20 protein-coding genes and 1 pseudogene are annotated in these 22,683 nt (G+C 61.8%); 14 read left to right on the forward strand and 7 right to left on the reverse strand.

Annotation, left to right across the window (positions count from 1 at the left end):
* The 3 genes and pseudogenes from ACLTXB_RS03240 to ACLTXB_RS03250 all read right to left on the reverse strand — a co-directional run.
* Positions 1-208, reverse strand: a pseudogene (locus ACLTXB_RS03240) (hypothetical protein); the annotation flags it as partial.
* A 355-nt stretch (positions 209-563) separates the two neighbouring features.
* Positions 564-1,193 carry a trimeric intracellular cation channel family protein gene (locus tag ACLTXB_RS03245; protein WP_021749698.1) on the reverse strand — a complete coding sequence of 210 codons (630 nt, stop codon included), beginning with the start codon at positions 1,191-1,193 and terminating at the stop codon, positions 564-566.
* A 5-nt stretch (positions 1,194-1,198) separates the two neighbouring features.
* Positions 1,199-2,089, reverse strand: a complete 891-nt coding sequence (locus ACLTXB_RS03250; protein ID WP_021749699.1) for a LysR family transcriptional regulator — start codon at positions 2,087-2,089, stop codon at positions 1,199-1,201.
* A 163-nt stretch (positions 2,090-2,252) separates the two neighbouring features.
* Here ACLTXB_RS03250 and ACLTXB_RS03255 point away from each other — a divergent pair, with 163 nt between their 5' ends.
* The 6 genes from ACLTXB_RS03255 (at position 2,253) to ACLTXB_RS03280 (ending at position 9,001) form a co-directional block, all read left to right on the forward strand.
* Positions 2,253-3,026 carry a TIGR00282 family metallophosphoesterase gene (locus tag ACLTXB_RS03255; protein WP_025545162.1) on the forward strand — a complete coding sequence of 258 codons (774 nt, stop codon included), beginning with the start codon at positions 2,253-2,255 and terminating at the stop codon, positions 3,024-3,026.
* 56 nt (positions 3,027-3,082) lie between these two features.
* Positions 3,083-3,571 (forward strand): YbaK/EbsC family protein, encoded by a 489-nt coding sequence (locus tag ACLTXB_RS03260; RefSeq protein ID WP_273481929.1) that lies wholly within the window; start codon positions 3,083-3,085, stop codon positions 3,569-3,571.
* A complete protein-coding gene (locus ACLTXB_RS03265) occupies positions 3,568-4,665 on the forward strand; it encodes a metallophosphoesterase family protein (protein ID WP_412260405.1) in 1,098 nt (365 codons plus the stop codon). Before ACLTXB_RS03260 ends, ACLTXB_RS03265 begins: the two co-directional genes overlap by 4 nt.
* A 17-nt stretch (positions 4,666-4,682) precedes the next feature.
* A complete protein-coding gene (locus ACLTXB_RS03270) occupies positions 4,683-5,684 on the forward strand; it encodes an asparaginase (protein ID WP_353733890.1) in 1,002 nt (333 codons plus the stop codon).
* A 363-nt stretch (positions 5,685-6,047) separates the two neighbouring features.
* Complete coding sequence (gene thrS / locus ACLTXB_RS03275; protein ID WP_021749704.1) at positions 6,048-7,814, forward strand: threonine--tRNA ligase; 1,767 nt, start codon at positions 6,048-6,050, stop codon at positions 7,812-7,814.
* 188 nt (positions 7,815-8,002) lie between these two features.
* Positions 8,003-9,001: a lipoate--protein ligase gene (locus ACLTXB_RS03280; RefSeq protein ID WP_051319960.1), complete on the forward strand. Its 999-nt coding sequence runs from the start codon at positions 8,003-8,005 to the stop codon at positions 8,999-9,001.
* Between the two features lie 60 nt (positions 9,002-9,061).
* On the opposite strand, the gene ACLTXB_RS03285 is transcribed toward ACLTXB_RS03280, so the two are convergent.
* On the reverse strand, positions 9,062-9,775 hold the full coding sequence (locus ACLTXB_RS03285; RefSeq protein WP_287553889.1) for an MBL fold metallo-hydrolase: 714 nt from the start codon (positions 9,773-9,775) through the stop codon (positions 9,062-9,064).
* Positions 9,776-10,236: 461 nt separating this feature from the next.
* Here ACLTXB_RS03285 and ACLTXB_RS03290 point away from each other — a divergent pair, with 461 nt between their 5' ends.
* From ACLTXB_RS03290 to gluQRS, 8 genes are all read left to right on the forward strand, one after another.
* Complete coding sequence (locus ACLTXB_RS03290; RefSeq protein WP_036630559.1) at positions 10,237-10,764, forward strand: TRAP transporter small permease; 528 nt, start codon at positions 10,237-10,239, stop codon at positions 10,762-10,764.
* Positions 10,761-12,068 (forward strand): TRAP transporter large permease, encoded by a 1,308-nt coding sequence (locus ACLTXB_RS03295; RefSeq protein WP_287553888.1) that lies wholly within the window; start codon positions 10,761-10,763, stop codon positions 12,066-12,068. Before ACLTXB_RS03290 ends, ACLTXB_RS03295 begins: the two co-directional genes overlap by 4 nt.
* A gap of 78 nt (positions 12,069-12,146) precedes the next feature.
* Entirely contained in the window at positions 12,147-13,238 is a 1,092-nt protein-coding gene (locus ACLTXB_RS03300; RefSeq protein ID WP_021749710.1) for a DctP family TRAP transporter solute-binding subunit, read from the forward strand.
* Between the two features lie 205 nt (positions 13,239-13,443).
* The gene (locus tag ACLTXB_RS03305; RefSeq protein WP_021749711.1) at positions 13,444-14,433 is read left to right on the forward strand and encodes a thiamine pyrophosphate-dependent dehydrogenase E1 component subunit alpha; all 990 of its coding nucleotides are present in this window, start codon (positions 13,444-13,446) and stop codon (positions 14,431-14,433) included.
* 20 nt (positions 14,434-14,453) lie between these two features.
* Positions 14,454-15,428 (forward strand): alpha-ketoacid dehydrogenase subunit beta, encoded by a 975-nt coding sequence (locus ACLTXB_RS03310; RefSeq protein ID WP_021749712.1) that lies wholly within the window; start codon positions 14,454-14,456, stop codon positions 15,426-15,428.
* Positions 15,429-15,455: 27 nt separating this feature from the next.
* Complete coding sequence (locus ACLTXB_RS03315) at positions 15,456-16,802, forward strand: dihydrolipoamide acetyltransferase family protein (RefSeq protein WP_287967191.1); 1,347 nt, start codon at positions 15,456-15,458, stop codon at positions 16,800-16,802.
* 142 nt (positions 16,803-16,944) lie between these two features.
* Complete coding sequence (lpdA, locus tag ACLTXB_RS03320) at positions 16,945-18,702, forward strand: dihydrolipoyl dehydrogenase (RefSeq protein WP_287553885.1); 1,758 nt, start codon at positions 16,945-16,947, stop codon at positions 18,700-18,702.
* A 488-nt stretch (positions 18,703-19,190) separates the two neighbouring features.
* Positions 19,191-20,165: a tRNA glutamyl-Q(34) synthetase GluQRS gene (gene gluQRS / locus ACLTXB_RS03325; protein ID WP_021751413.1), complete on the forward strand. Its 975-nt coding sequence runs from the start codon at positions 19,191-19,193 to the stop codon at positions 20,163-20,165.
* A gap of 38 nt (positions 20,166-20,203) precedes the next feature.
* Here the strand turns inward: gluQRS and ACLTXB_RS03330 are convergent, their stop codons facing one another.
* From ACLTXB_RS03330 to fabF, 3 genes are read right to left on the reverse strand one after another with little or no spacing between them, the layout of a single operon-like run.
* A complete protein-coding gene (locus tag ACLTXB_RS03330) occupies positions 20,204-20,668 on the reverse strand; it encodes a MarR family winged helix-turn-helix transcriptional regulator (RefSeq protein ID WP_021751414.1) in 465 nt (154 codons plus the stop codon).
* Positions 20,669-20,722: 54 nt separating this feature from the next.
* The gene (gene fabZ / locus ACLTXB_RS03335; RefSeq protein ID WP_119310591.1) at positions 20,723-21,160 is read right to left on the reverse strand and encodes a 3-hydroxyacyl-ACP dehydratase FabZ; all 438 of its coding nucleotides are present in this window, start codon (positions 21,158-21,160) and stop codon (positions 20,723-20,725) included.
* Between the two features lie 4 nt (positions 21,161-21,164).
* A complete protein-coding gene (gene fabF, locus ACLTXB_RS03340; protein ID WP_021751416.1) occupies positions 21,165-22,406 on the reverse strand; it encodes a beta-ketoacyl-ACP synthase II in 1,242 nt (413 codons plus the stop codon).
* Positions 22,407-22,683 lie beyond the last annotated feature (277 nt).

Here is a 22,683-nt window from a genome sequence, read left to right on the forward strand (position 1 = left end):
GGTGGTGCGAACCTACCATAGTAATATGGCAAGGCGGTGCCTCCCTACTCCACACCACGAACTTCAGCAGGTTCAGGAAAATGGTGCCGAAGGGCTTGATATAGCTGACGGCAAAGGTGGGATTTCCCGTGAAGGCCATGCCGACCGCGATGCCTAGCCCCAGCGCCAGAAAGATTTGGAGGGAGAGAGGAATTTTTTTCTGCTTCATATACGCGCTCCTTTGCTTGGTGAACTGTTGTGCAGGGCCATTCGGCGGAAAGACCGCCCGAAATGGCCGAAAACCAATCTAGTATATCAAAAAAACTGGGACGGCACAACCCTCTTTTGCAACAGAGTGCCCATTTCCGCTGCTTAGAAACCTGATTTCAATTTCTGTTTATTTTGTCAGGAAGGCGGAGGGTATAGATACGATCCCGGCATGGATGGCAGAGATGGAGAAGAGAACCTAGCATCTCCATTGGGCGGCGTGGGAAAAGCGGCGGATCCGGGCTCGAACATTGACGGCCTGTAAAAGAGTCCCCCGGACAGAAAACGACCTCTCCCGATCCGGAGAGGCCGTTTGTTCAGTCATGGGCGTGAGGCAGGTTCCAGCGGAAGTGGGCGGAGAGGATGCGGACGGCGACCACAAGCGCACTGCCGCAGAGCATGGCGGCCATCTCTCCCGCCAGGGGCCAGAGGACCACGCAGGCCAGCGCCCCGGCCAGGGAGGCGGAGGCATAGACATGCTTGACGAAAATGTAGGGCGTGTCCCCGGCCAGCACGTCCCGCAGCACGCCGCCGCCCACGCCGGTAACCACGCCCACAAACACCAGCAGGAACAGGGTGGGGCGGGCCGCGTGTTCATAGGCGATGCGGATGCCCGCCACGGTGAAGATGCCAAGGCCTGCGGAGTCCATAATCAGCAGCACCAAGTCGTAGAGCCGCTGGTCCCACATGAGGAGCCGCCGGATGCGGGGCAGAAACAGCACCAGGGAGGTCAGCAGGGCCACCACGGCGTAGATGGGATCCTGGAAGGTGCCCGGCGGCGTGATGCCCAGGAGCAGGTCCCGGATGACGCCGCCGCCCACCGCGGTGGTGAGGCCCAGAATGCAGACGCCGAAAACGTCCATGTTCTTTTTCAGGCCGGTGATGGCGCCGGAGGCGGCAAAAGCGAGCGTCCCAACCAGCTCCAGGATCAGAAACAGCTGTTCCATGGCCGTCACCGGGCGTCCTGCCGGACCATCTCCATAAAGGCGGAGGCCGCGGCGGTGGGCGTCACGTCCCGCAGGGTGCACATGTCCACGCTGCGGGCGGGAATGGTGAAGTCGGTTTTCAGCAGGCGGATGTCCCCGCTGTCCAGGGCCTTCTGCACAAACTCCAGCGTCACACCGGCCACCCCCAGGCCGATCCGGGCCAGGGATACCAGGAGGCTCCGGGAGGAGAGCTCGATTTCCGGCGTCAGGGTGATGCCGCTTTGCAGAAAGTACTGCTCCAGAAACACCCGGCTGCTGGCCTTGCGCTCCAGCAGGATCAGGGGGAACTCCGCGATCTCCTGCCGGGTATACACGTGGTCGAAGTCACAGTCGTAGCCGCTGCCCGCCACAAAGACGGAGTGGGTGGCGAAGCAGGACCAGGTATGCAGCGCGGCGGGGTCCGTGGGGGAGGAGGCGAAGGCGATGTCCACAGCGCCGGATTTCAGCATGCTCAGCACCTTGGCGCTGCGGCCACTGACAATCTTCAGCCGGATGCCCGGGTGCTGGCGGTGGAAGGCCTCCAAATATGGCGTCAGGAAAAAGCTGGTGACAGTGTCGCTGGCGCCGATGGTCAAGGTGCCCAGCAACAGCTGCTGGGCCTGGGACAGCTTGTCCTCCCCTGTGGCCAGCAGGCCCAGGGCGCTGCGGACATACTGGTAGAGCATCTGCCCCTCCCAGGTGAGGGAGACGCCCCGGGGACTGCGGGCGAACAGGCGGGCCTGGAGCGCCGTCTCCAGCTGCTTGATAGACTGGCTCACCGCCGACTGGGAGATGTAGAGGTTTTTTGCCGCCAGGGAGATGTTGCCCGTCTCCGCCACCTCTTTGAACACTCGGTACAGCTCCAGCTTGACCGCCATGGATCATCCCTCCAGCAATCAGAATTTCTTATAGTGTCCGGAATCATTATAAGGGATGACTGGAGGAAACGCAACGGCGGCGGAAAAATTTTCGGTTTTTCTTTGCAAGCGGGATGGTTTTTGGTATACTAACACATTAGATTGTAAAGACGGGAGGCGCGCTATGCTGTATCACATTCTGGCAGTGGGCGACGTGGTGATGGAGCCCGGCCTCCGCCATCTGGAGCGGCACCTGCGTCCCCTCCAGAAGTGGAAGGCCATCGACTTCACGGTGGTGAACGGCGAGAATGCCGCCGGAGTGGGGCTGACCCGCGACCAGGCGGAGCGGATCTACGACGCCGGTGCCGACGTGGTGACCTTGGGGAACCACGCCTTCGGCAAGAGCCAGATTGCGGATTTCCTGGAGGACGCGCCCTGGCTGCTGCGGCCCGCCAACTACACCGGCCGGGCCCCGGGTCGGGGCTGCGGTGTTTACGACCTGGGCGGCGTCCGGATCCGGGTGCTGAACCTGATCGGCCGGTGCGACCTGGCCTGGGGGGCGGACAACCCCTTCACGGCGGCGGACCGGCTGCTGGAGAGAGACGCGGCGGACTTCACCCTGGTGGACTTCCACGCGGAGGCAACCAGTGAGAAACTGGCCATGGGCTACTATCTGGACGGGCGGGTGTCCGCCCTGTGGGGGACCCATACCCACGTGCCCACCGCTGACGAGCGGGTGTGTCCCAAGGGCACGGGCTATATTACGGATTTGGGAATGACCGGGTCCATCGAGTCGGTGCTGGGCATCGACCCCCGGCAGTCCGTGGAGGGATTCCTGGGCGGCCTGCCGGGCCGCTACCGGGCGCCGGAGGGACCCGCCAAGCTCCAGGGGGCCATCTTCACGCTGGACAGCGCCACCGGACTGTGCACCGCCGTGGAGCGGATCGACGTACGGTGACCGGGACGATTTCAAACCGGCTGGTTAAAATTTCAGATAGAGAGGAACAAACCATCATGTCCATTGAAAAAGTCAGAGCATATTTCAAGCCCCTCGGCATCGAAGAGCGAATCCGGGAGTTCGATGTCTCCTCCGCCACGGTGGAGCTGGCGGCGGTGGCCGTGGGTGTGGAGGGCGCCCGCATTGCCAAGAGCCTCAGCTTCAAGGTGGAGGACCAGCCCATCATCATTGTGGTGGCGGGGGACGCCAAGGTGGACAACAGCCGCTACAAGGCCCAGTTCCACACCAAGGCCAAAATGCTGACCCATGAGGAGGCCCACGAGCTGATCGGCCACGACGTGGGCGGCGTGTGCCCCTTTGCCCTGCCGGAGGATGTGAAGGTGTACCTGGATGTGTCCATGAAGCGGTTCGAGACGGTGTTCCCCGCCGCGGGCAGCAGCAACAGCGCCGTGGAGATGACCTGCGACGAGCTGGAGCGGTACGCCTCCAACTTTGCCGCGTGGGTGGATGTGTGCAAGGGCTGGCGGCCCGAGGAGCAGGGATGATCCGGTTTCTGCACGGCGCGGACTTCCACCTGGACAGCGCCTTCGGCGCCCTGCCGCCCGGACAGGCGGCGGCCCGCCGCCGGGAGAGCCGGGAGCTGGCTCTCCGTCTGGCGGACTACGTGAAGGAACACGGCATCGATCTGGTGCTGCTGGCGGGGGATCTGTTCGACAGCGCCAGCCCCTTCCGGGAGACGGGGGAACAGCTGGCCGCCGCTCTGGGACAGATGCGGACCAGGGTGTTCATCTCCCCCGGCAACCACGACTGGTACGGACCCGGCAGTCCCTGGGAGGCGGTGGACTGGCCGGAGAATGTGTACGTATTCAAAGAGAACAGGCTCACAGCCGTGGAGGTGCCGGAGCGGAACTTGGTGATCCACGGGGCGGCATTCTCCGGCCCGGAACAGCCAGAGAGCCTGCTGGCGGGTTTCACCGCCCCGGCAGACGGAAAGTGTCACATCGGCCTGCTCCATGGGGAGCTGGACGGGGCGGAGGCGCGGTACGGCCCCATCCGCCGGGAAGAGGCGGCGGCCAGCGGCCTCTGCTATCTGGCACTGGGCCACGTCCACAAGCGGACGGCGCCCCTGACACTGGGGCGGACGGTCTGCGCCTGGCCCGGCTGTCCGGAGGGCCGGGGGTTCGACGAGCTGGGGGAGAAAGGTTTTTACGAGGGGACGATCTCCGACGGCGGAGAGGTCTCCCTGACCTTTGTGCCCTTTGCCCGGCACCGGTATGAGGTTTTAGAGGTGGACGTCACCGGAAAAGAGCCCCGGGCCGCCGTGGAGGCAGCTCTGCCGCCGGAGACGGCCGGGGACCTGTACCGCATCCTCCTCACCGGCGAGACCGGAGAGGGCGGCGCTGGCGCCGCGGCCATCCAGGAGGCGCTGGCGGACTGGTTTTACGCCCTGGAGGTCCGGGACCGCACCCGTATGGCGGAGGACCTGTGGCGGCGGGCGGAGGAGGACTCCCTCCGGGGCCTGTTTCTCCGGGAGCTGCGCCAGCGGCGGAAGCAGGCGGAGACGGAAGCGGAACGGGCGGAGATCGACCTGGCGGCCCGGTTCGGCCTGGCAGCGCTGGACCACCGGGATCTGGGGTGAGCGGAGGAGCGGATGAAATGAATGAGATGAAGAAGATTCTGCTGATCGGCACTGGCGGCACCATCGCCTCGGACGTGACGGACAGCGGCCTTGCACCGGAGCTGACCACGGAGCAGCTGCTCTCCCATATTCCCGGGATCTCGGACATCTGCGGCGTGGACTGCCTCCAGCTGCTGAACCTGGACAGCACCAACATGACCCCGGCTCACTGGCTGGAGATCGCCGCCTGTATCCGGGAGCACTACGGCTGCTATGACGGCTTTGTCATCACCCACGGCACGGACACCATGGCGTATACGGCGGCGGCCCTGAGCTATCTGATCCAGGGTAGTCCTAAGCCTATTGTGCTGACCGGCGCCCAGAGACCCATCGGATTTGATTCCACGGATTCCAAGACAAATCTGGCGGACGCCTTCCGCTGCGCGGCGGAGGACCTGCCGGGGGTCTCTATCGTGTTCAACAGCCGGGTGATCCTGGGGACCCGGGCCAAGAAGACCCGCTCCAAGAGCTTCCAGGCCTTTTCCAGCATCAATCACCCGGAGCTGGGCGTCCTGCGGGACGGCGTGCTGCTGCGGTACATCCGCCAGGACTGCCGGGAGGCCCCGGTGTTTTACGACCGCCTGGACCCGCGGGTGGCCCTGCTGAAGCTGGTGCCCGGCACCGGGCGGGATGCGGCGGACTTCCTGCTGGAGCGGAACGACGCCCTGATTATCGAGAGCTTCGGCGTGGGCGGCCTGCCGGAGGCGGGCGGCTTTTACGACTGCGTTCGCCGCTGGATGGAGGCGGGGCGGGTCGTCGTTCTCACCACCCAGGTGGAGAATGAGGGCAGCGACCTGGGGGTGTATCACGTGGGCTACCGCCTCAAAAGCGATCTGGGGGTGCTGGAGGCCTACGACATGACCACGGAGGCCGTGGTGGCCAAGCTCATGTGGATCCTGGGGCAGACCCGGCGACGGGAGGAAGTGGAGCGGCTGTTCTACACACCGGTGGCCCGGGACATCCTCTGGCCCGGCCTGTAAAGACAGAGGGAACCGACGTCCGGAAAAAGGCAGGTTCCCCCACTTGACAAGGAAAAAGGCCCGTGATATATTTATTTTTACTGAAAAAAGCATTGAAAAGGACGCTGTCCGGGACTCGACAGCAGAGAGGGACCGCCGCTGGCTGAAAGCGGACCCTGCCAGAGCCCGGAACACAGCCACCGCCTTGGAGCCGCCCACCGATATGTAGGCTGGGACGGGACCTCCCGTTATAGAGGACACGAGCGGCATCCCTCCGGGGATGCAAGCAGGGTGGAACCGTGGAATACGATTTTGTATCCCACCCCTGATTTTTCAGGGGTGGGATTTTTGTTTTCTGCCCCTTGAACAAAAGGAGGATCAACCATGTCTGAAGAAGTGAAGAACAACGAGTTTACCTTTGAGAATCCGGCGTACCGCCAGACCTACTGGCACACCTGCTCCCACGTGATGGCCCAGGCCGTGAAGCGCCTGTGGCCGGAGGTGAAGCTGGCCATCGGCCCCTCCATCGACGAGGGCTGGTACTACGACCTGGACGCCCCCTTCGCCTTCACGCCGGAGCACCTGGAGAAGATCGAGGCAGAGATGCGGAAGATCTGCAAGGAGAAGCTGAAGCTGGAGCGGTTCGAGCTGCCCCGGGAGGAGGCTTTGAAGTTCATGGAGGAGAAGGCAGAGCCCTACAAGGTGGAGCTTATCAACGACCTGCCCGCAGACGCCCATATCTCCTTCTACAAGCAGGGCGAGTTCACGGATCTCTGCGCCGGCCCCCATCTGGACTCCACCGGCCGCATCAAGGGCAACGCCCTCAAGCTCACCGCTTGCAACGCCGCCTACTGGCGGGGTGATTCCAACCGGGAGACCCTCCAGCGGATTTACGGCATCGCCTTCCCGAAGAAGGACGAGCTGGATGCCTACCTCCAGCGGATCGAAGAGGCTAAGAAGCGGGACCACCGGAAGCTGGGCCGGGAGCTGGGCCTGTTCATGCTGCGGGACGAGGGCCCCGGCTTCCCCTTCTTCCTGCCCAAGGGCATGACCTTGAAAAACACCCTGCTGGATTACTGGCGCCAGGTCCACAAGAAGTACGGCTATGTGGAGATCTCCACCCCCATCATCCTCAACCGTCAGCTGTGGGAGCGTTCCGGCCACTGGGACCACTATAAGCAGAACATGTACACCACTGTTATCGACGAAGAGGATTACGCCATCAAGCCCATGAACTGCCCCGGCGGCATGCTGGTCTACGCCAGCGAGCCTCACTCCTACCGGGAGCTGCCCCTGCGGGTGGGCGAGCTGGGCCTGGTACACCGGCACGAGCTGTCCGGTGCGCTCCACGGCCTGTTCCGGGTCCGCTGCTTCACCCAGGACGACGCCCACATCTTCATGACCCCGGACCAGATGAAGGACGTGATCCAGGAGACGGTCCGCCTGTTCGACGAAGTGTACTCCACCTTCGGCCTCAGCTACACCATTGAACTCAGCACCATGCCGGAGGATCACATCGGCACTGTGGAGGAGTGGGAGCATAACCAGGACATCCTGAAAAACGCTATCACCGACATGGGCAAGACCTTCGAGGTCAACGAGGGCGACGGCGCTTTCTATGGCCCCAAGCTGGACTTCCATCTGGCCGATTCCCTGGGCCGCACTTGGCAGTGCGGCACCATCCAGCTGGACAGCCAGCTGCCGGAGCGGTTTGAACTGGAGTACACCGGAGAGGACGGCCAGAAGCACCGCCCCGTCATGGTCCATCGGGTGGTTCTGGGCAGCGTGGAGCGGTTCATCGGCGTCATCACCGAGCACTTTGCCGGCGCGTTCCCGGTGTGGCTGAACCCGGTGCAGGTGAAGGTCCTGCCCATTACAGACCGCGCCCTGGAATACGCCGATCAGATCGCAAAGCAGCTGGATGCCGCCGGCTTCCGGGTGGAGGTGGACGGCCGCAACGAGAAGATCGGCAAGAAGATCCGGGAGGCCACCCTGGAGAAGATCCCCTATATGCTGGTAGTGGGCGACCGGGATATGGAAAACCAGACCGTCTCCGTCCGCCTGCGGACCGGTGAGGATCTGGGCGCCATGTCCGTGGCGGATTTTGCCGCCCGGCTGAAGCAGGACGTGGACACCAAGGCCATCTGGTAAAAATGCGTTCCCCTCACAGCGGCCCGGGGCCGAACCCGGACCGCTGTGTCCGATTCCGCAACGGGCGCTCCCGCATCCGGGCAGCGGAAAGATGGCGGGCATTTTCGGTGGTTCTGCACATTGCCGGGACCGCCCGGACGGTATACAATAAGAAAAAACATCCGGCACTTTTTGCAGAGGAGGCGGCTATGAGTCAGGAAATTCACTATTTGGAGACCGGATCCCAGGACCCTTTTTACAATCTGGCGTTTGAAGAGACGGTACTCCGCAGCCGGCGGTCGGGGGAGTATCTGCTTCTGTGGCAGAACGACAACACCATCGTCATCGGGCAGAACCAGAACGCCGAGGGTGAGATCAACCGGGCCTTTGTGGAGGCCCATCAAATCCATGTGGTGCGCCGCACCACCGGCGGCGGTGCCGTGTACCATGATCTGGGCAACCTGAACTACTCCTTCATCACCGACGTGGGAGACGCGGAGCGGCTGACCATGGAGCGGTTCACCCGTCCCATTGTGGAGGCCTTACAGGGATTGGGCCTGCAGGCGGAGGCCTCCGGCCGCAATGACATCCTGGTGGAGGGGCGGAAGGTGTCCGGCACAGCCCAGCGGCTGCTCCGCGGGCGCTTCCTGTATCATGGGACACTGCTGTTCGACGCCAACCCCGGCATGGTGTCCGGGGCGCTGAATGTGGACCCGGCAAAGTTCGAGTCCAAGAGCGCAAAATCCGTGCGCAGTCGGATCGGCAACATCCGGGAGTTCCTGAAGACGGATATGGATATGCCCGCCTTCTGGAGTTATCTGAAGAAAACATTGGCCGGCAGCGGTCTGGTGGAGGATCACCTGACAGATGAGGAACTGGCTGCTGTGGATGAGCTGAAGCGCACCAAGTACGACACCTGGGAGTGGAACTTCGGCCGTTCCCCCAAGTACAACCTGCGGAACAAGCGCCGCTGGGACGGTGGCACCCTGGAGCCCTGTGTGGAGGTGGACCAGGGGATCATCCGCCAGATCGTGTTCTACGGAGATTTTCTGGCTGTCAGCCCCATGGACGAGGTGACCGGCGCCCTGATGGGCACGCCATTCCGGCGGGAGGACGTGGGGGCGGTGCTGGACCGCTTCCCCCTCCGGGACTATTTCGGAACCATCACCCGGGACCAGGTGCTGGATACAATATTTTATGTGGACTGAGACAGCGTCCGCAGAAGCAAAAAGAGAGACGCGCCCGGCGCGTCTCTCTTTTTGCTTCTGTCAGGTCAGGATTTCCCGCTGGAACGGCTCCAGCAGCAGCCGGACATCCGGCACCCCCTGGAGCTGGCCCGCGCCCTTGACGGCGGCATCCCGATATCCCCAGCGGTCATCGTGGGAGAAGGGGAGATGGTATACCACCAGATGCTCCGGCCGGATGGCCTGTTCGATGAAGTGACGGCCCTTCCGAAGAGTCACCCAAGGGAAGTTCAAAAGGGCCAGATCAATGGGGCGGATGCCGATGAAATCCCGCAGCTGCGGGTCCGCCACGGCGCAGTCTCCGGCGATCAGGACCCGGAAACCGTCATATTCCAGGATACAGCCGTAGTGGGGGACCTCCCGGTACTGTGCACCCTCGTGAGTCAGGCGCATGAAGTCCATGTGCAGCCCCTCCAGAGTGAGATGGCTGCTGGGACCGGCCAGCACCAGCTGGCGGTCAAACTCCTGCTCCGGCAGCACCAGGGCCACCTGCGGATTTTGGGCAATCACCTGCTCTGTCAGGGCGCGGGAGTAATGGTCCGGATGGCAATGGGTGAAAAAGAGCAGATCCGGGCTGGCGAAGTCCGGATGAGCCTGAAGAATGTTCCAGCGCTCAGGGGTGACAGTGGAGAACCCCACAACCCGACGGTCGTGGAGCGCGTCGGACCAGACCCGCATGACACCCAGATGCAGGGCGACCCCGGCGTTGACGCTGAGTGTGATTTGGCAATGGGACATGATGTCGCTCCTTGTGTGTACAGGATTTTTACTTGCGGGACAAACGTCTTTCAGAATAAAATTTCAAAATGCCATGATTTGCGTAAGGCTTGCGTAAGAATCGGCGCTTTGCGGTTTTATGGTTGATTATACCATACTTTTTCCGAAAAATCAGCAAAAAGTCCAAAAATAATTTATTTTTCTGTTAAAATTGCCATATTTTTGCTGTTTGTACAAAATTGGCAAAGAGCAACAGAACAAAAATGGGCAAAATGACAAATTTCTGATTGCTGATTGATATTGAATTGGCAAAGTGATATACTTGTCTCCATTAACAGAAATTTAATATGTATTTCTGTGAAACAGGTGGCTTTGCGGCAGTTTATTCATACGGCATGATAGACAGGCAACTATTCATGCGCAGGAGACGTATAAATATTCTGTTAAGACGGGGCGCCACACTAACTGAAGGGATTGATCGAATGAAAACCTACAAGACGATCATGAACGGGCTCACCAAAGTCGAGGAATTCGTGCTCTGCGTGATTACCGTCGTGGTTACAGCGATCACGTTTATCAACGTGCTCTCTCGGTATGTTTTCCACTCCAACTTCGCGTGGTCCGAGGAGCTGGTCATCAACGTGTTCATCCTGATGATCATGCTGGGCTGCGCCCTAGCTACCAGAGACGGCAGCATGATTACGCTGTCCCTGATCTTCGACAATGTGGGCGTCGGGGGTAAAAAGATTCTGACCGTGATTGACACGGTCGTGAACCTGATCTTTTACGCCATCCTGATCTACACCGGCTTTAACAAGGTGTTCGATCAGATCAGCACCGGCAAAGAGACCTTCTCTCTGGGCTGGCCCGAATGGGTGTTTACCATCCTGCTGCCCATCGGCTCCATCTTCCTGGTGCTCCATGCGATCGAGTATCTGGTCGACGTGATGAGCAACAAGGCCGCCTGTGTGAAGCCGGCTGAGACAGAGGGAGGCAAAGAGACTGTATGATTAACTTGATCCTGTTCGGCAGCTTCTTCGTGATGCTGCTGCTGAATATCCCCATTGCCGTCAGCCTGGGTATGTCTTCCATTTTCGCCCTGCTCTTCAGCAGTTCCCCCCTGACGGTCGTCCCTACCAACGTGTACAGCGGCATGGCAAAGTTCCTGCTGCTGGCTATTCCGTTCTTTGTTCTGTCCGGCAACATCATGGCCAAGGCGGGCATCTCCAGCCGTCTGGTGGCGTTTGCTGATGACTGCGTCGGCCATCGGCGCGGCGGCATCGCCATCGTGGCTGTTATCGTGGCCTGCTTCTTCGGCGCCATCTCCGGCTCCGGTCCCGCCACCGTGGCGGCTCTGGGCATTATCCTGATTCCCGCCATGATCAACCGCGGCGGCTTCTCCGCCCCCTTCGCCTCTTCCCTGATGGCCAGCGCCTCCTCCATCGCCATCGTCATTCCGCCCTCCATCGCATTCGTGGTGTACGCCTCCATCACCGGCGTCTCCGTGGGCGATATGTTCATGGGCGGCTGGATTCCCGGCATCATGATGGGCCTGTCCCTGGTGATCATCATCATGATCGAGTGCCGCAAGAAGGGCATCCAGGCATCCAAGGCAAAGTCCTCCTGGGGCCAGCGCTGGAAGTCCTTCCGTGAGGCCTTCTGGGGCTTCCTGATGCCCGTCATCATCATCGGCGGCATCTACGGCGGCGTTTTCACCCCCACCGAGGCGGCTGCCGTCTCCGTGGTATACGGTCTGGTGGTCGGCGTCTTCATCTATCGTGAGGTCAAGATGAAGGATATGATCGATATCCTGGTCGACTCCGGCAAGACCACCGGCGGCATCATGCTGATCATCGGCGCGGCCACCCTGTTCTCCTATGTGTGCACGGTGTTCGGCATTGCGCAGGCGGCCCAGGCTCTGCTGCTGGAGATCTCCGGCAACAAGTACATCTTCCTGCTGATCGTCAACGTGATCTTCCTGATTGCAGGCTGCTTCGTGGACGCCAACTCCGCCATGTACATCTTTATCCCCATCATGTACCCCGTAGCCACCCAGCTGGGCATCGACCCCGTCCACTTCGGCGTGATCGCCACAGTGAACCTGGCTATCGGCCAGGTGACTCCTCCCGTGGGTGTCAACCTGTTCGTCGCCATCGGTGTGTCCGAGAAGCTTCAGGGCCTGCGGGACAAGACCAAGGTCACCATTGTCTCTATGTCCAAGGCTGTGTGGCCCCAGATTGTGGCATGCATTATTGCGCTGCTGCTCATCACCTATGTGCCCGGGTTCTCTACCGTGCTCTTGTTCGGCAAATAAGCATCTCCTGACTTGGCTGTAACCGCGCTTTGCGGTTTCAGATAATACCTGCTACAACTATTTTAAGGAGGCAAAACAATGAAAAAGTTTCTTGCACTGCTCCTGGCGCTCACCATGGCTCTGGCCCTGGTGGCCTGCGGCGGTGGCGATGACGCTGCCAGCGATACCACTGCCGACAGCGGCGATGATGCTGCCGCTTCCACTGGCGAGTTCGAGGAAATGACCTGGAAGTTCGCCTGCTCCGCCACGGAGACCTCTCCCTGGGTGGACGGCGCCAAGGAGTTCGCCCGGATCGTGGGCGAGAAGACCGGCGGTGCCATCACCGTTCAGTACTATCCCGCTGACCAGCTGACCGCCGGCAACCAGACCGACGGCATCCAGGCCCTGATGGACGGTACCACCGAGTTGTCCATGCACTCCAACCTGATCTGGTCCTCCTTCGACCAGCGGTTCAACGTGGTCTCCCTGCCCTTCCTGTTCAGCAGCACGGAAGAGGCTGACGCGGCCCTGGACGGCGCCGGCGGCGAGGCTCTGGGCGAGATCCTGGAGAGCACCTACAACGTGCACCTGCTGGGCATTGCGGAGAACGGCTTCCGCCACATCACCAACAGCAAGCACGCCATCGCCAGCAAGGCTGACATGAACGGCCTGAAGATGCGTGTCGCGGGTTCCCAGCTGCTGAACCGTTCCTATGAGCTGTGGGGCGCCGACTACACCAACGCCAACTGGTCCGAGGTGTTCACCGCTCTGCAGACCGGCACCTACGACGGCCAGGAGAACCCCCTGCCCACCGCTGATGCCGCTTCCATCCAGGAGGTCCAGAGCTATCTGACCTATTGGACCGGCGCTTATGACTGCCTGTTCTTCTGCATGAACGCTGAGCTGTACAACTCCCTGTCTCCCGAGCTGCAGGCCATCGTTGACGAGGCCGGCCAGGCTGCCTGCGAGTACGAGCGTGAGCTGAACCGCAGCCAGGATCAGGAGATCATGGACAAGTGGGCCGAGGCTGGCGTTGAGATCACCGAGCTGACTCCCGAGGCTGCTGCTGAGTTCGCTGAGGCTTCTGCCCCCGTGTACGACGAGTTCGCCGACGAGCTGACCCCCGAGCTGATCGAGGCTTTCACCAGCGTCACTCAGGCTGATGCTGGCACCACTGAGCCCGCCGCCTAATTGAAGGGCAGCCTGCGTTTCCGTATAAACAACGGTTAAGGTTTCGTAAGTTGCGTTAGCTGAGAGGACGTGGCTGCAGGAAACTGTTGCCACGTCTTTTCAGAGAACATAGGTGAAAATTTTGACGATTTCACCGCTCAGCGCATCTGTCCCAGCAAATTTCAAAGAGTGCCGACAGGAGAGTCGGCAGAAGGGAGTTTTTCCTATGGCAGCAACAAAGGCAGCAAAATACACCAAGGAACTGGCGGAGCACTTTTATGAGACCATGTGCACCATCCGCAAGTTTGAGGAGAGCGTGAAGCACGACTTCCTGAATGGTGAGATTCCCGGCTTCGTGCACCTGTACATCGGTGAGGAGGCCATCGCCACTGGTGTGTGCTCCGCTCTGCGGAAGGACGATATGATCGAGTCCACTCACCGCGGCCACGGCCACTGTGTGGCCAAGGGCGCGGATGTGAACCGCATGATGGCTGAGATCTTCGGCAAGAAGACCGGCCTGTGCCAGGGCCGCGGCGGCTCCATGCACATTGCCGACTTCTCTGTGGGTATGCTGGGCGCCAACGGCGTCGTGGGCGGCGGCTACAACCTGGCCACCGGCGCTGCCCTGGCCAGCAAGATGATCCTGAAGAACGACCGGGTTTCTGTGGTGTTCTTCGGTGACGGTGCCTCCAACCGCGGCACTTTCCACGAGGCCATGAACGTCGCTTCCGCCTGGAAGCTGCCCGTGATCTTCGTCAACGAGATGAACTGCTGGGCTTCCACCACGCCTTACCGCACCACCTGCAATGTGGAGAACATCTCCGACCGCGCGGCTGGTTATCATGTGCCCGGTGTGATCGTGGACGGCCAGGATGTCTTTGCTGTGTATGAGGCCGCCAAGGAGGCGGTTGCCCGTGCCCGTGCCGGCGAAGGCCCCACGTTCATCGAGGCCAAGACCTACCGCATTGAGGGCCACTTCGTGGGCGACCCTGAACTGTATCGTGACCACGCCGAGACCCAGAAGATCTATCACGACACCGATCCTCTGAAGATGTTCCGCGCCAAGGCCGCCAAGCTGAAGCTGATGACCGCCGAGGAGTGCGACGCCATCGATGCCAAGTGTGAGCAGAAGATCAAAGACGCCAAGGAGTACGCTATGCAGAGCGAGTACGCCGATGCGTCCGAGTACATGAAGTACGTCTACGTGGATGACTAAGGCGAAGGAGGACAAATACGATGCGTAAGATCACTTTTTCTCAGGCCACTCAAGAGGCCATGGCCGAGACGATGGCGAAAGACCCCACTGTATTCGCAATGGGCGAGGACCTGGCCCGTCAGGGCGGTATCTTCGGTCAGTTCAAGGGCCTGCCCCAGCAGTTCCCCGGCCGGATCATTGATACCCCCATTTCCGAGACCTTTATCATCGGCGGCGGCGTAGGCGCGGCTCTGGCCGGCGCCCGTCCCGTGGTGGACATGCACTTCGCCGACTTCATCGGCGTGCCCATGGACGAGATCTTCAACCAGATGGCAAAGGTCCGCTACATGTTCGGCGGCCAGGCCAAGGTGCCCCTGGTCCTGCGTGCGCCCGACGGTTCTGCCGGCGGCGGCGCTGCACAGCATTCCCAGTGCGTGGAGTCCTGGTTCGCCCACATCCCCGGCATCAAGGTTGTGGCGCCCTCCAATCCCTATGACGCCAAGATGGTGCTGAAGGCCGCCATCGAGTGCGACGACCCCGTGCTGTACTTCGAGAACAAGATCCTGTACAAGGAGAAAGGCGAAGTGCCCGAGATCGGCGAGGAGGAGCCTTACACCCTGGGCAAGGCCCGCGTGGAGCGTGAGGGGAAGGATGTGACCATCGTGTCCTACTCCATCGGCATGAAGAATGCCCGCGGCGCTGCGGACCTGCTGGCCAAGGAGGGCATTGAGGCCGAAGTCATCGACCTGATCACCCTGTCTCCCTGGGATAAGGAGACCGTGCTGAACAGTGTGAAGAAGACCCACCGCCTCTGCATCGTCCACGAGGCTGTCAAGCAGGGCGGCTTCGGCGCGGAGATCTCCGCCACCGTCGCGGAGGAGGCCATGGAGTATCTGGATGCCCCTATCCTGCGGTACGGCGCTCCCTTCTGCCCGATCCCCTTCGCTCCCACCCTGGAGAAGATGGTGAAAGTGGTTCCGGAGGACCTGGTAAAGGGCATCAAGGGCATGTTTTAATGCCTGTTGAAAAGGAGATTTTCAAGTATGGCAACTGAAGTATTGATGCCCAAGCTCGGCCTGACGATGACCGAGGGCACCATTGAAGAGTGGAAATATAAAGAGGGCGACGCTGTCAAGAAGGGGGACATCCTGTTCTCCGTAGCGACGGATAAGCTGACCAACGACGTGGAGTGCGAAGAGGACGGCACCCTGCTGAAGATCCTGCTGCCGGAGGGCGAGACCGCCCCCTGCAAGAGCGTGATCGCCTGGATCGGCCAGCCCGGCGAGGCGATTCCGGATGCCTCCGGTGCCGCCGCGCCCGCTGCTGCCGCTCCTGCCGCTGCGCCGTCCGCAGCCTCTGCCGCGGCTCCTGCCGCCGCCCCCACGGCCCATGCGGACCGTCCCGCCGGTGCCTACGTGCTGGCGACTCCCTACGCCAAGAAGCTGGCGAAGGAAAAGGGCTATGACCTCTCCCAAATCCCCGGCACCGGCCCCAACGGGACCGTGGTGGCCAAGGACGTGGAGAACTTTGTGGCCGGTCCCAAGACCAGCCCCATGGCTGCCAAGCTGGCTGCCGAGCTGGGCGTGGACGTCAGCAAGCTGGACGTCCAGGGCCGCGTGATGAAGGCGGACGTGCTGGCCGCCGCCGGTGTGGGTGCAGCCGCAGCTCCCGCCGCTGAGGCCGTTGCCGCTGTTGAGAGCAACGACGAGAAGCCTGTGAAGGTGAATCCGCTGCGCCGCAGCATCGCTGCCAACATGACCAACTCCTGGCACACCTCTCCGCGGGTCACCTACACCCGTCCGGTGGAGGTCACGGCCATGAAGGACCTGCGGGCCAAGCTGAAGGACGGCCTGAAGGAGCAGGGGATCAAGCTGACCTACAACCACATCCTGATGAAGGTGGTTGCCAAGGCCCTGACCGAGTTCCCCGACGTGAACGCCAGCTTCGCGGACAATATGCTGACCCGCCACAAGCACGTGAACATGGGCCTGGCGGTCGCCAAGGGCGATGGCCTGATCGTGCCCAACGTGAAGAACTGCGAGGAGAAGTCCCTGGCACAGATCGCCCAGGAGACGGAGGCCCTGATCGAGGCCACCCGCACCGGCAAGCTGGGCATGGAGGACATGACCGGCGGCACCTTCACCATCTCCAGCCTCGGGCCCTATGGCATCACCAGCTTCTCTCCCATCATCAACCAGCCTGAGCTGGCGATTCTGGGCGTGTGCGACATGGTGGATACCCCTGTGGTGCGCAACGGCGAGATCGTGATCCGGACCATGATGAACCTGAGCCTGACTGCCGACCACCGCGTGATCGACGGCGTGATGGCCTCCAAGTTCCTCAAGCGGATCGCGGAGCTGCTGGAGAACCCCTACATGCTCCTGGTGTGAGATCAAACAACCCATTCAAGGGAACCCGGCCTGTGCCGGGTTCCCTTTGAGGGGTCATTGTCCAAAATTTGACGATCCAAACAACTCAAAGGCCGAATCAGAGGCGGTTTTTGGGTAAGTTCATGAAAGAAGGACAGAAATTATGGCAACTGAAGTTCTGATGCCCAAGCTGGGTCTGACGATGACCGAGGGCACCATTGAAGAGTGGAAGTTCAAAGAGGGAGACACCGTCAAGAAGGGGGACATCCTGTTCTCCGTGGCGACCGATAAGCTGACCAACGACGTGGAGGCCGAGGAGGACGGCACCCTGCTGAAGATCCTGCTGCCGGAGGGCGAGACCGCCCCCTGCAAGAGCGTGATCGCCTGGATCGGCGCCGCCGGAGAGGCGGTTCCCGATGCTGCCGGCGCCGCGGCTCCCGCCGCACCCGCTGCCGCCGCACCCGCTGCCGCCGCTCCTGCTGCTGCACCTGCCCCGGCTGCAGCCTCCGTCGCAGCTGGCCAGAAGACCGTCATCGTCGTGGGCGGCGGCCCCGGCGGCTATGTGGCTGCCATCCGGGCGGCCCAGCTGGGCGCCAAAGTGACCCTAGTGGAGCGCGAGCACATCGGCGGCACCTGCCTGAACATCGGCTGCATCCCCACCAAGTGCCTGCTGCACAGCGCGGAGCTGGTGTCCGAGATCAAGGAACAGGGTGCTGACATCGGCGTGAAGGTCTCCGGTGTGGAAGTGGACTTCCCCCAGGTGATCGCCCACAAGAACGCCATCAGCAAGCAGCTGACCCAGGGTGTTGCCGGGCTGCTGAAGCAGAACAAGGTCGCCCGCGTAGACGGCGAGGCCAGCTTCACCGGCCCCAAGACCCTCTCTGTGAAGAAGTCCGACGGCTCCGTGGAGGAGATGACCGCCGACGCCATCATCGTGGCCACCGGCTCCGTCAACTCCCAGCCGCCCATCCCCGGCCTGAAGGAGAATCCCAACTGCATCGACTCCACCGGTGCGCTGAGCCTGGAGAAGCTGCCCAAGAGCATGGTGGTCATCGGCGGCGGCGTCATCGGCCTGGAGCTGGCCTGCGCCTACGCGGCCTTCGGCACCAAGATCACCGTGGTGGAGGCACTGGACCACATGCTGCCCATGCTGGACGGCGACCTGACTGCCATCGGCGTGAAGCACATGAAGAAGATGGGCATGGAGTTCAACCTGGAGTGCCCGGTGCAGGCCGTGGAGGCCTCTCCCGTGGGCGCCAAGGTGGTCTGCAAGAACAAGGCCGGCGAGACTGTCAGCTTTGAGGCGGAGAAGGTGCTGGTGGCCATCGGCCGGAAGGCCAATACCGCCAGCCTGAACCTGGAAGCTGCCGGCCTTGCCAACGACCGGGGCCGGATCATCGTCAACGACAAGATGGAGACCAGCGTGCCCGGCGTGTACGCCATCGGCGACTGTGTCTTCGGCAAGGCCCAGCTGGCCCACACCGCCAGCGCCATGGGCGAAGTGGCTGCGGAGAACATCATGGGGATCCCTGCCGTGTATGACGAAAAGACCAACCCCACCTGCGTGTATATGGAGCCGGAGGCTGCCTCTGTCGGTCTGACCGAGGAGCAGTGCAAGGCCAAGGGCATCGACTACAAGGTGGGCAAGTTCCCGCTGGTGGCCAACGGCAAGTCCCTCATCATCAATGGCGGCGAGGGTCTGGTGAAGATCATCGCCGACGCCAAGTACGAGGAAGTGCTGGGTATGCACATCATCGGGCCCCGGGCTACGGACCTGATTGCCGAGGGTGCTCTGGCCCTGCGGCTGGAGGCCACCGTGGATGAGCTGATCTCCACGATCCACTCTCATCCCACGGTTTCCGAGTCCGTGCGGGAGTGCGCCCTGAACGTCCAGAAGCGCGCCATCCACATCAAGAACTGATTGCGTTTCCCGATGACAAGGGCCGCCGCTATCAAGCGGCGGCCCTTGTTGCTGCGTGAAGAACGGTATGGTGCCTCAATGGCGCGGCAAAACTCCAGTGTGCAGTCCAGGAGGATATAAATGCGGGAAGCCCCCGTATACCTCCAGATTTGCCTGACAGCGTAACAGGAATACAGCGTGTGGAGCTGCAGGGGTACTGTACCGGTCGGGAAAGACGGGGCGTTTCATTTTCTCCTTTGCTTGTCCACGCCGATCTTTTATGAGAAATGCCGATCAGGAGATGCACGCTGAACGCTGAAGCATGGGATGAGGCAGGGGAATTCAACTGTCATGTTCACGCTTTTCTGGCATATACCTGCCTGTCGTTATGGTTATATCTTAAATAGAGCGAAGATATTGCGTATGTTTTGCATCTGATACATTTCACCATGGAGAAACGGGAGGAACGGCCTTGAAGAAGCGGAGAAATCCCGCTATAATGGGGTGGCATGAACGGACAAGGAGGGCAGGAGACCATGGCGGTGACCGGACGGTTTGCGCCGTCGCCAAGCGGGCGCATCCATTTGGGGAATATTTTGTGCTGCCTGCTGGCTTGGCTCAGCGCCCGGCAGAAGGGCGGGAGAGTGATCCTGCGGATCGAGGATCTGGATATCGCGCGATGCCCGCGGCGTTATGGGGAGCAGATGTGCCGGGACATCCGGTGGCTGGGACTGGACTGGGACGAGGGACCTGTCATCGGCGGCCCCAGCGGCCCCTATGAGCAGAGCCGGAGGACGGCGCTGTATCAGGCTGCTCTGAGGCGACTGGAGGCCCAGGGGCTGGTCTACCCCTGCTTCTGTACCCGGGCGGAGCTCCATGCCGCCAGTGCTCCCCACCGGGAGGATGGACAGGTGGTCTACCCGGGGACCTGCCGCGGTCTGACTGCGGAGCAGGCGGCAGAGCGGGCCCGGCGCACAGGCCGCGCCCCCGCCCTGCGGCTGTGGGTGCCGGAGGAGGAGATCACTTTCACCGACGGCCACATGGGGGAGTACAGGGAGTGGCTGCCTGCGGACTGCGGGGATTTTCTGCTGCGGCGGTCGGACGGCATATTTGCCTATCAACTGGCGGTGGTGGTGGATGACGCGGCCATGGGCGTCACAGAAGTAGTGCGGGGTGCGGACCTGCTGGCGTCCACCCCCAGGCAGCTGCTGCTGTATCGGCTGCTGGGACTGGAGGCACCGGCGTTTTACCATTTCCCGCTGCTTCTGGGAAGCGACGGGCAGCGGCTCAGCAAGCGGAACGCGGATGCGGGGCTGGACACGCTGGGAGAGCGGTATACGGCACCGGAAATCCTGGGAAAACTGGCATATCTCGCAGGCTTCAACCCCTCTGCAGAACCCAGAAGCGGGGAGAGCCTGCTGGAGGACTTTGCCTGGGAGAGGGTCCCCAGAGCGGATATCCGCATTCCGGAGGGACTGTTTTGAAAAGGAAGCGGCACAGGCTGACAGCCTGTGCCGCTTCTTTAGTTGCTTTGTCCCGAAAGGGCGTCTGGAATCTCCACTTCTGCCATCAGCTCCCGGCTGATGATGGTGAGCATCTCCTCCAGCTTGGCGCACTCCGCCGGGGTAAACCGCTGCGTGATGCGGTTCATGACGGCGGTCATGTAGGCCGTGCTGATGTTGTAGTAGTCGATATACTTCTGAGTGATCTCCAGATGGTATTCCCGCCGGTCGTCGGAAGACTGGACCTTGCGGATGTAGCCTTTCTTGATGAGGCTGTTGACCTTGTATGCCGCGTTGGGAGGGGAGATCCGCATGAAGGTGGCAAATTCATTCACCGTGGGACTGCCCAGAGCCTGAATGGCCTCCATGCAGAAGGTCTCCACCGTCGTCAGACTGGCCTCACGATCCTGAAAGCGGCTGAAGATCTCCTGGTAAAAGTGCAGCTTGAACTTGGTGTACACGTTAAAAAAAGCGTCTTTCAGCATGGCTGCAAGCCCTCTTTCCCGCGCCTTGCCCGCATGGCGGGAAAGCGTCGGCTGTCATTCCGCACCGATGGCGAAGGTCAGTTCCGCCGTACAGGCCAGTTCGCCGTTGACCGTGGCCTTGCACTCGCCGATGCCCACCGGCCCGCGGCGCTTGGTGAGAACGCACTCCATTTCCAGCACGTCGCCGGGGGTCACCTTCCGGCGGAAGCGGGCGTTTTTCACGCCGCCGAACAGGGCGATCTTGCCCTGGTTCTCCGGCAGGGAGAGGATGGCCACGGCGCCCACCTGGGCCATGGCCTCCAAGATCAGCACACCGGGCATGACGTGCTCCTGGGGGAAGTGGCCGCAGAAGAACTGCTCATTGACGCTGACGCACTTGCGGCCCTTGGCCCACTGGCCGGGCTCGTAATCGGTGATCCGGTCCACCAGAGCAAAGGGGAACCGGTGGGGTAGGATCTGCGCGATCTGGTTGGAATTCAATTCGTTTGCCATGGTCTCACGCCTCCCATCGTTTGAACAGCAGGCTGCCGTTGTGGCCGCCGAATCCCAGAGAGTTGGACATGGCGTAGCGCACATCGGCGCTGCGGCCGTGACCCGGCACCACGTCCAGGTCGCAGGCGGGATCCGGCACCTGATAGTTGATGGTGGCGGGAAGATAGCCGTCATGCAGCGCCATGGCGCAGAACATGGCCTCCACAGCACCGGCGGCGCCCAGCATGTGGCCGGTCATGGACTTGGTGGAGCTGATGGCCAGCTTGTAGGCGTGGTCACCGAACACAGTCTTGACGGCGGCCGTCTCGCCGGCGTCGTTCAGGGGGGTGGAGGTGCCGTGGGCGTTGATATAGTCCACATCCTCCGGCTTGGCGCCGCCGTCTGCAAGGGCCATCTCCATGGCCTTGGCGGCACCGCTGCCGTCGGGCCGGGGAGCGGTCATGTGATAGGCGTCGCAGGTGGCGCCGTAGCCCACGACCTCCGCAAGGATTCGGGCGCCCCGGGCCTTGGCGTGCTCCAGCTCCTCCAGCAGGAGGATGGCCGCACCCTCGCCCAGCACGAAGCCGCTGCGCTCCGCGTCAAAGGGGATGGAAGCCCGCTTGGGATCGGGATTCTGGGTCAGGGCCTTCATGGAGGTGAAGGCGCCGATGGCCAGAGGCGTCACAGCGGACTCCGTACCGCCGCAGAGCATCACATCAGCATAACCGTCCCGGATATAGTGGAAGGCATCGCCTACGGCATTGGTGCCGCCGGTACAGGCGGTCACCGGACAGGAGCACATGCCCCGGAAACCGGTGTGGATGGCGATCTGGCCGGCGGCCATGTTGCAGATGCCAGTGGGGATATAGAAGGGAGAGACCCGGTCCCAGCCCTTCTCCTTGCCCTTGTCGTGCTCTGCCTCCGTGATGGAGAGGCCGCCGATGCCGCTGGAGACAATGACGCCGCAGCGATCCGCCTCCGCTTCATCCAACGTGAAGCCAGCACCGTCCAGTGCCTCCTTGGCGGAGACGACGGCCATCTGGGTGAAGCGGCCCATCCGCTTGGCCTCTGGCTTGCTCATGTAGTTCTCCGGCACGAAGCCCTTGACCTCCGCGGCCAGATGGACCTTCAGATCGGTGGGATCGAATTGGGTGATGGGAGCGATGCCGCACACACCGTCCTTCACAGCCTGCCAGCTCTCTGCCGCGGTAAGGCCAATGGGGGTCACGGCCCCCAGGCCGGTGATCACGACTCTCCGTCGTTCCATAGTATACCTCCTGTAGATAGAGTTGGGAGCACCCGGAAAAGGTGTTCCAAAAGGCCCCGCAAAAGGAAGGGGGCTGGGGAAATCCATTCGGGGTTCCCCGGTTGATCTGCCAGAGGCAGATCAAGAAATTCCAATCATTTTCGGCAGGGCGCACCCCAGGGCGGCTTCTCTTGCCCCTGCGGGGCAATTCACCTTCTGTACCTGCCGAAAATACTTTGACCCAAGCCGCTGAAAGCGGCGCGGAAGTGCCCTTGGGGTGCAGACTGGTGATGGGGGT

The sequence above is a fragment of the Flintibacter sp. genome (assembly GCF_046973065.1).

What these genes read in the sequence shown, in the direction of transcription:
- ACLTXB_RS03245 (WP_021749698.1), bottom strand. Translation starts at nt 1,193, where the DNA reads ATGGAACAGCTGTTTCTGATCCTGGAGCTGGTTGGGACGCTCGCTTTT.
- ACLTXB_RS03250 (WP_021749699.1), bottom strand. Translation starts at nt 2,089, where the DNA reads ATGGCGGTCAAGCTGGAGCTGTACCGAGTGTTCAAAGAGGTGGCGGAG.
- ACLTXB_RS03255 (WP_025545162.1), top strand. Translation starts at nt 2,253, where the DNA reads ATGCTGTATCACATTCTGGCAGTGGGCGACGTGGTGATGGAGCCCGGC.
- ACLTXB_RS03260 (WP_273481929.1), top strand. Translation starts at nt 3,083, where the DNA reads ATGTCCATTGAAAAAGTCAGAGCATATTTCAAGCCCCTCGGCATCGAA.
- ACLTXB_RS03265 (WP_412260405.1), top strand. Translation starts at nt 3,568, where the DNA reads ATGATCCGGTTTCTGCACGGCGCGGACTTCCACCTGGACAGCGCCTTC.
- ACLTXB_RS03270 (WP_353733890.1), top strand. Translation starts at nt 4,683, where the DNA reads ATGAATGAGATGAAGAAGATTCTGCTGATCGGCACTGGCGGCACCATC.
- thrS (WP_021749704.1), top strand. Translation starts at nt 6,048, where the DNA reads ATGTCTGAAGAAGTGAAGAACAACGAGTTTACCTTTGAGAATCCGGCG.
- ACLTXB_RS03280 (WP_051319960.1), top strand. Translation starts at nt 8,003, where the DNA reads ATGAGTCAGGAAATTCACTATTTGGAGACCGGATCCCAGGACCCTTTT.
- ACLTXB_RS03285 (WP_287553889.1), bottom strand. Translation starts at nt 9,775, where the DNA reads ATGTCCCATTGCCAAATCACACTCAGCGTCAACGCCGGGGTCGCCCTG.
- ACLTXB_RS03290 (WP_036630559.1), top strand. Translation starts at nt 10,237, where the DNA reads ATGAAAACCTACAAGACGATCATGAACGGGCTCACCAAAGTCGAGGAA.
- ACLTXB_RS03295 (WP_287553888.1), top strand. Translation starts at nt 10,761, where the DNA reads ATGATTAACTTGATCCTGTTCGGCAGCTTCTTCGTGATGCTGCTGCTG.
- ACLTXB_RS03300 (WP_021749710.1), top strand. Translation starts at nt 12,147, where the DNA reads ATGAAAAAGTTTCTTGCACTGCTCCTGGCGCTCACCATGGCTCTGGCC.
- ACLTXB_RS03305 (WP_021749711.1), top strand. Translation starts at nt 13,444, where the DNA reads ATGGCAGCAACAAAGGCAGCAAAATACACCAAGGAACTGGCGGAGCAC.
- ACLTXB_RS03310 (WP_021749712.1), top strand. Translation starts at nt 14,454, where the DNA reads ATGCGTAAGATCACTTTTTCTCAGGCCACTCAAGAGGCCATGGCCGAG.
- ACLTXB_RS03315 (WP_287967191.1), top strand. Translation starts at nt 15,456, where the DNA reads ATGGCAACTGAAGTATTGATGCCCAAGCTCGGCCTGACGATGACCGAG.
- lpdA (WP_287553885.1), top strand. Translation starts at nt 16,945, where the DNA reads ATGGCAACTGAAGTTCTGATGCCCAAGCTGGGTCTGACGATGACCGAG.
- gluQRS (WP_021751413.1), top strand. Translation starts at nt 19,191, where the DNA reads ATGAACGGACAAGGAGGGCAGGAGACCATGGCGGTGACCGGACGGTTT.
- ACLTXB_RS03330 (WP_021751414.1), bottom strand. Translation starts at nt 20,668, where the DNA reads ATGCTGAAAGACGCTTTTTTTAACGTGTACACCAAGTTCAAGCTGCAC.
- fabZ (WP_119310591.1), bottom strand. Translation starts at nt 21,160, where the DNA reads ATGGCAAACGAATTGAATTCCAACCAGATCGCGCAGATCCTACCCCAC.
- fabF (WP_021751416.1), bottom strand. Translation starts at nt 22,406, where the DNA reads ATGGAACGACGGAGAGTCGTGATCACCGGCCTGGGGGCCGTGACCCCC.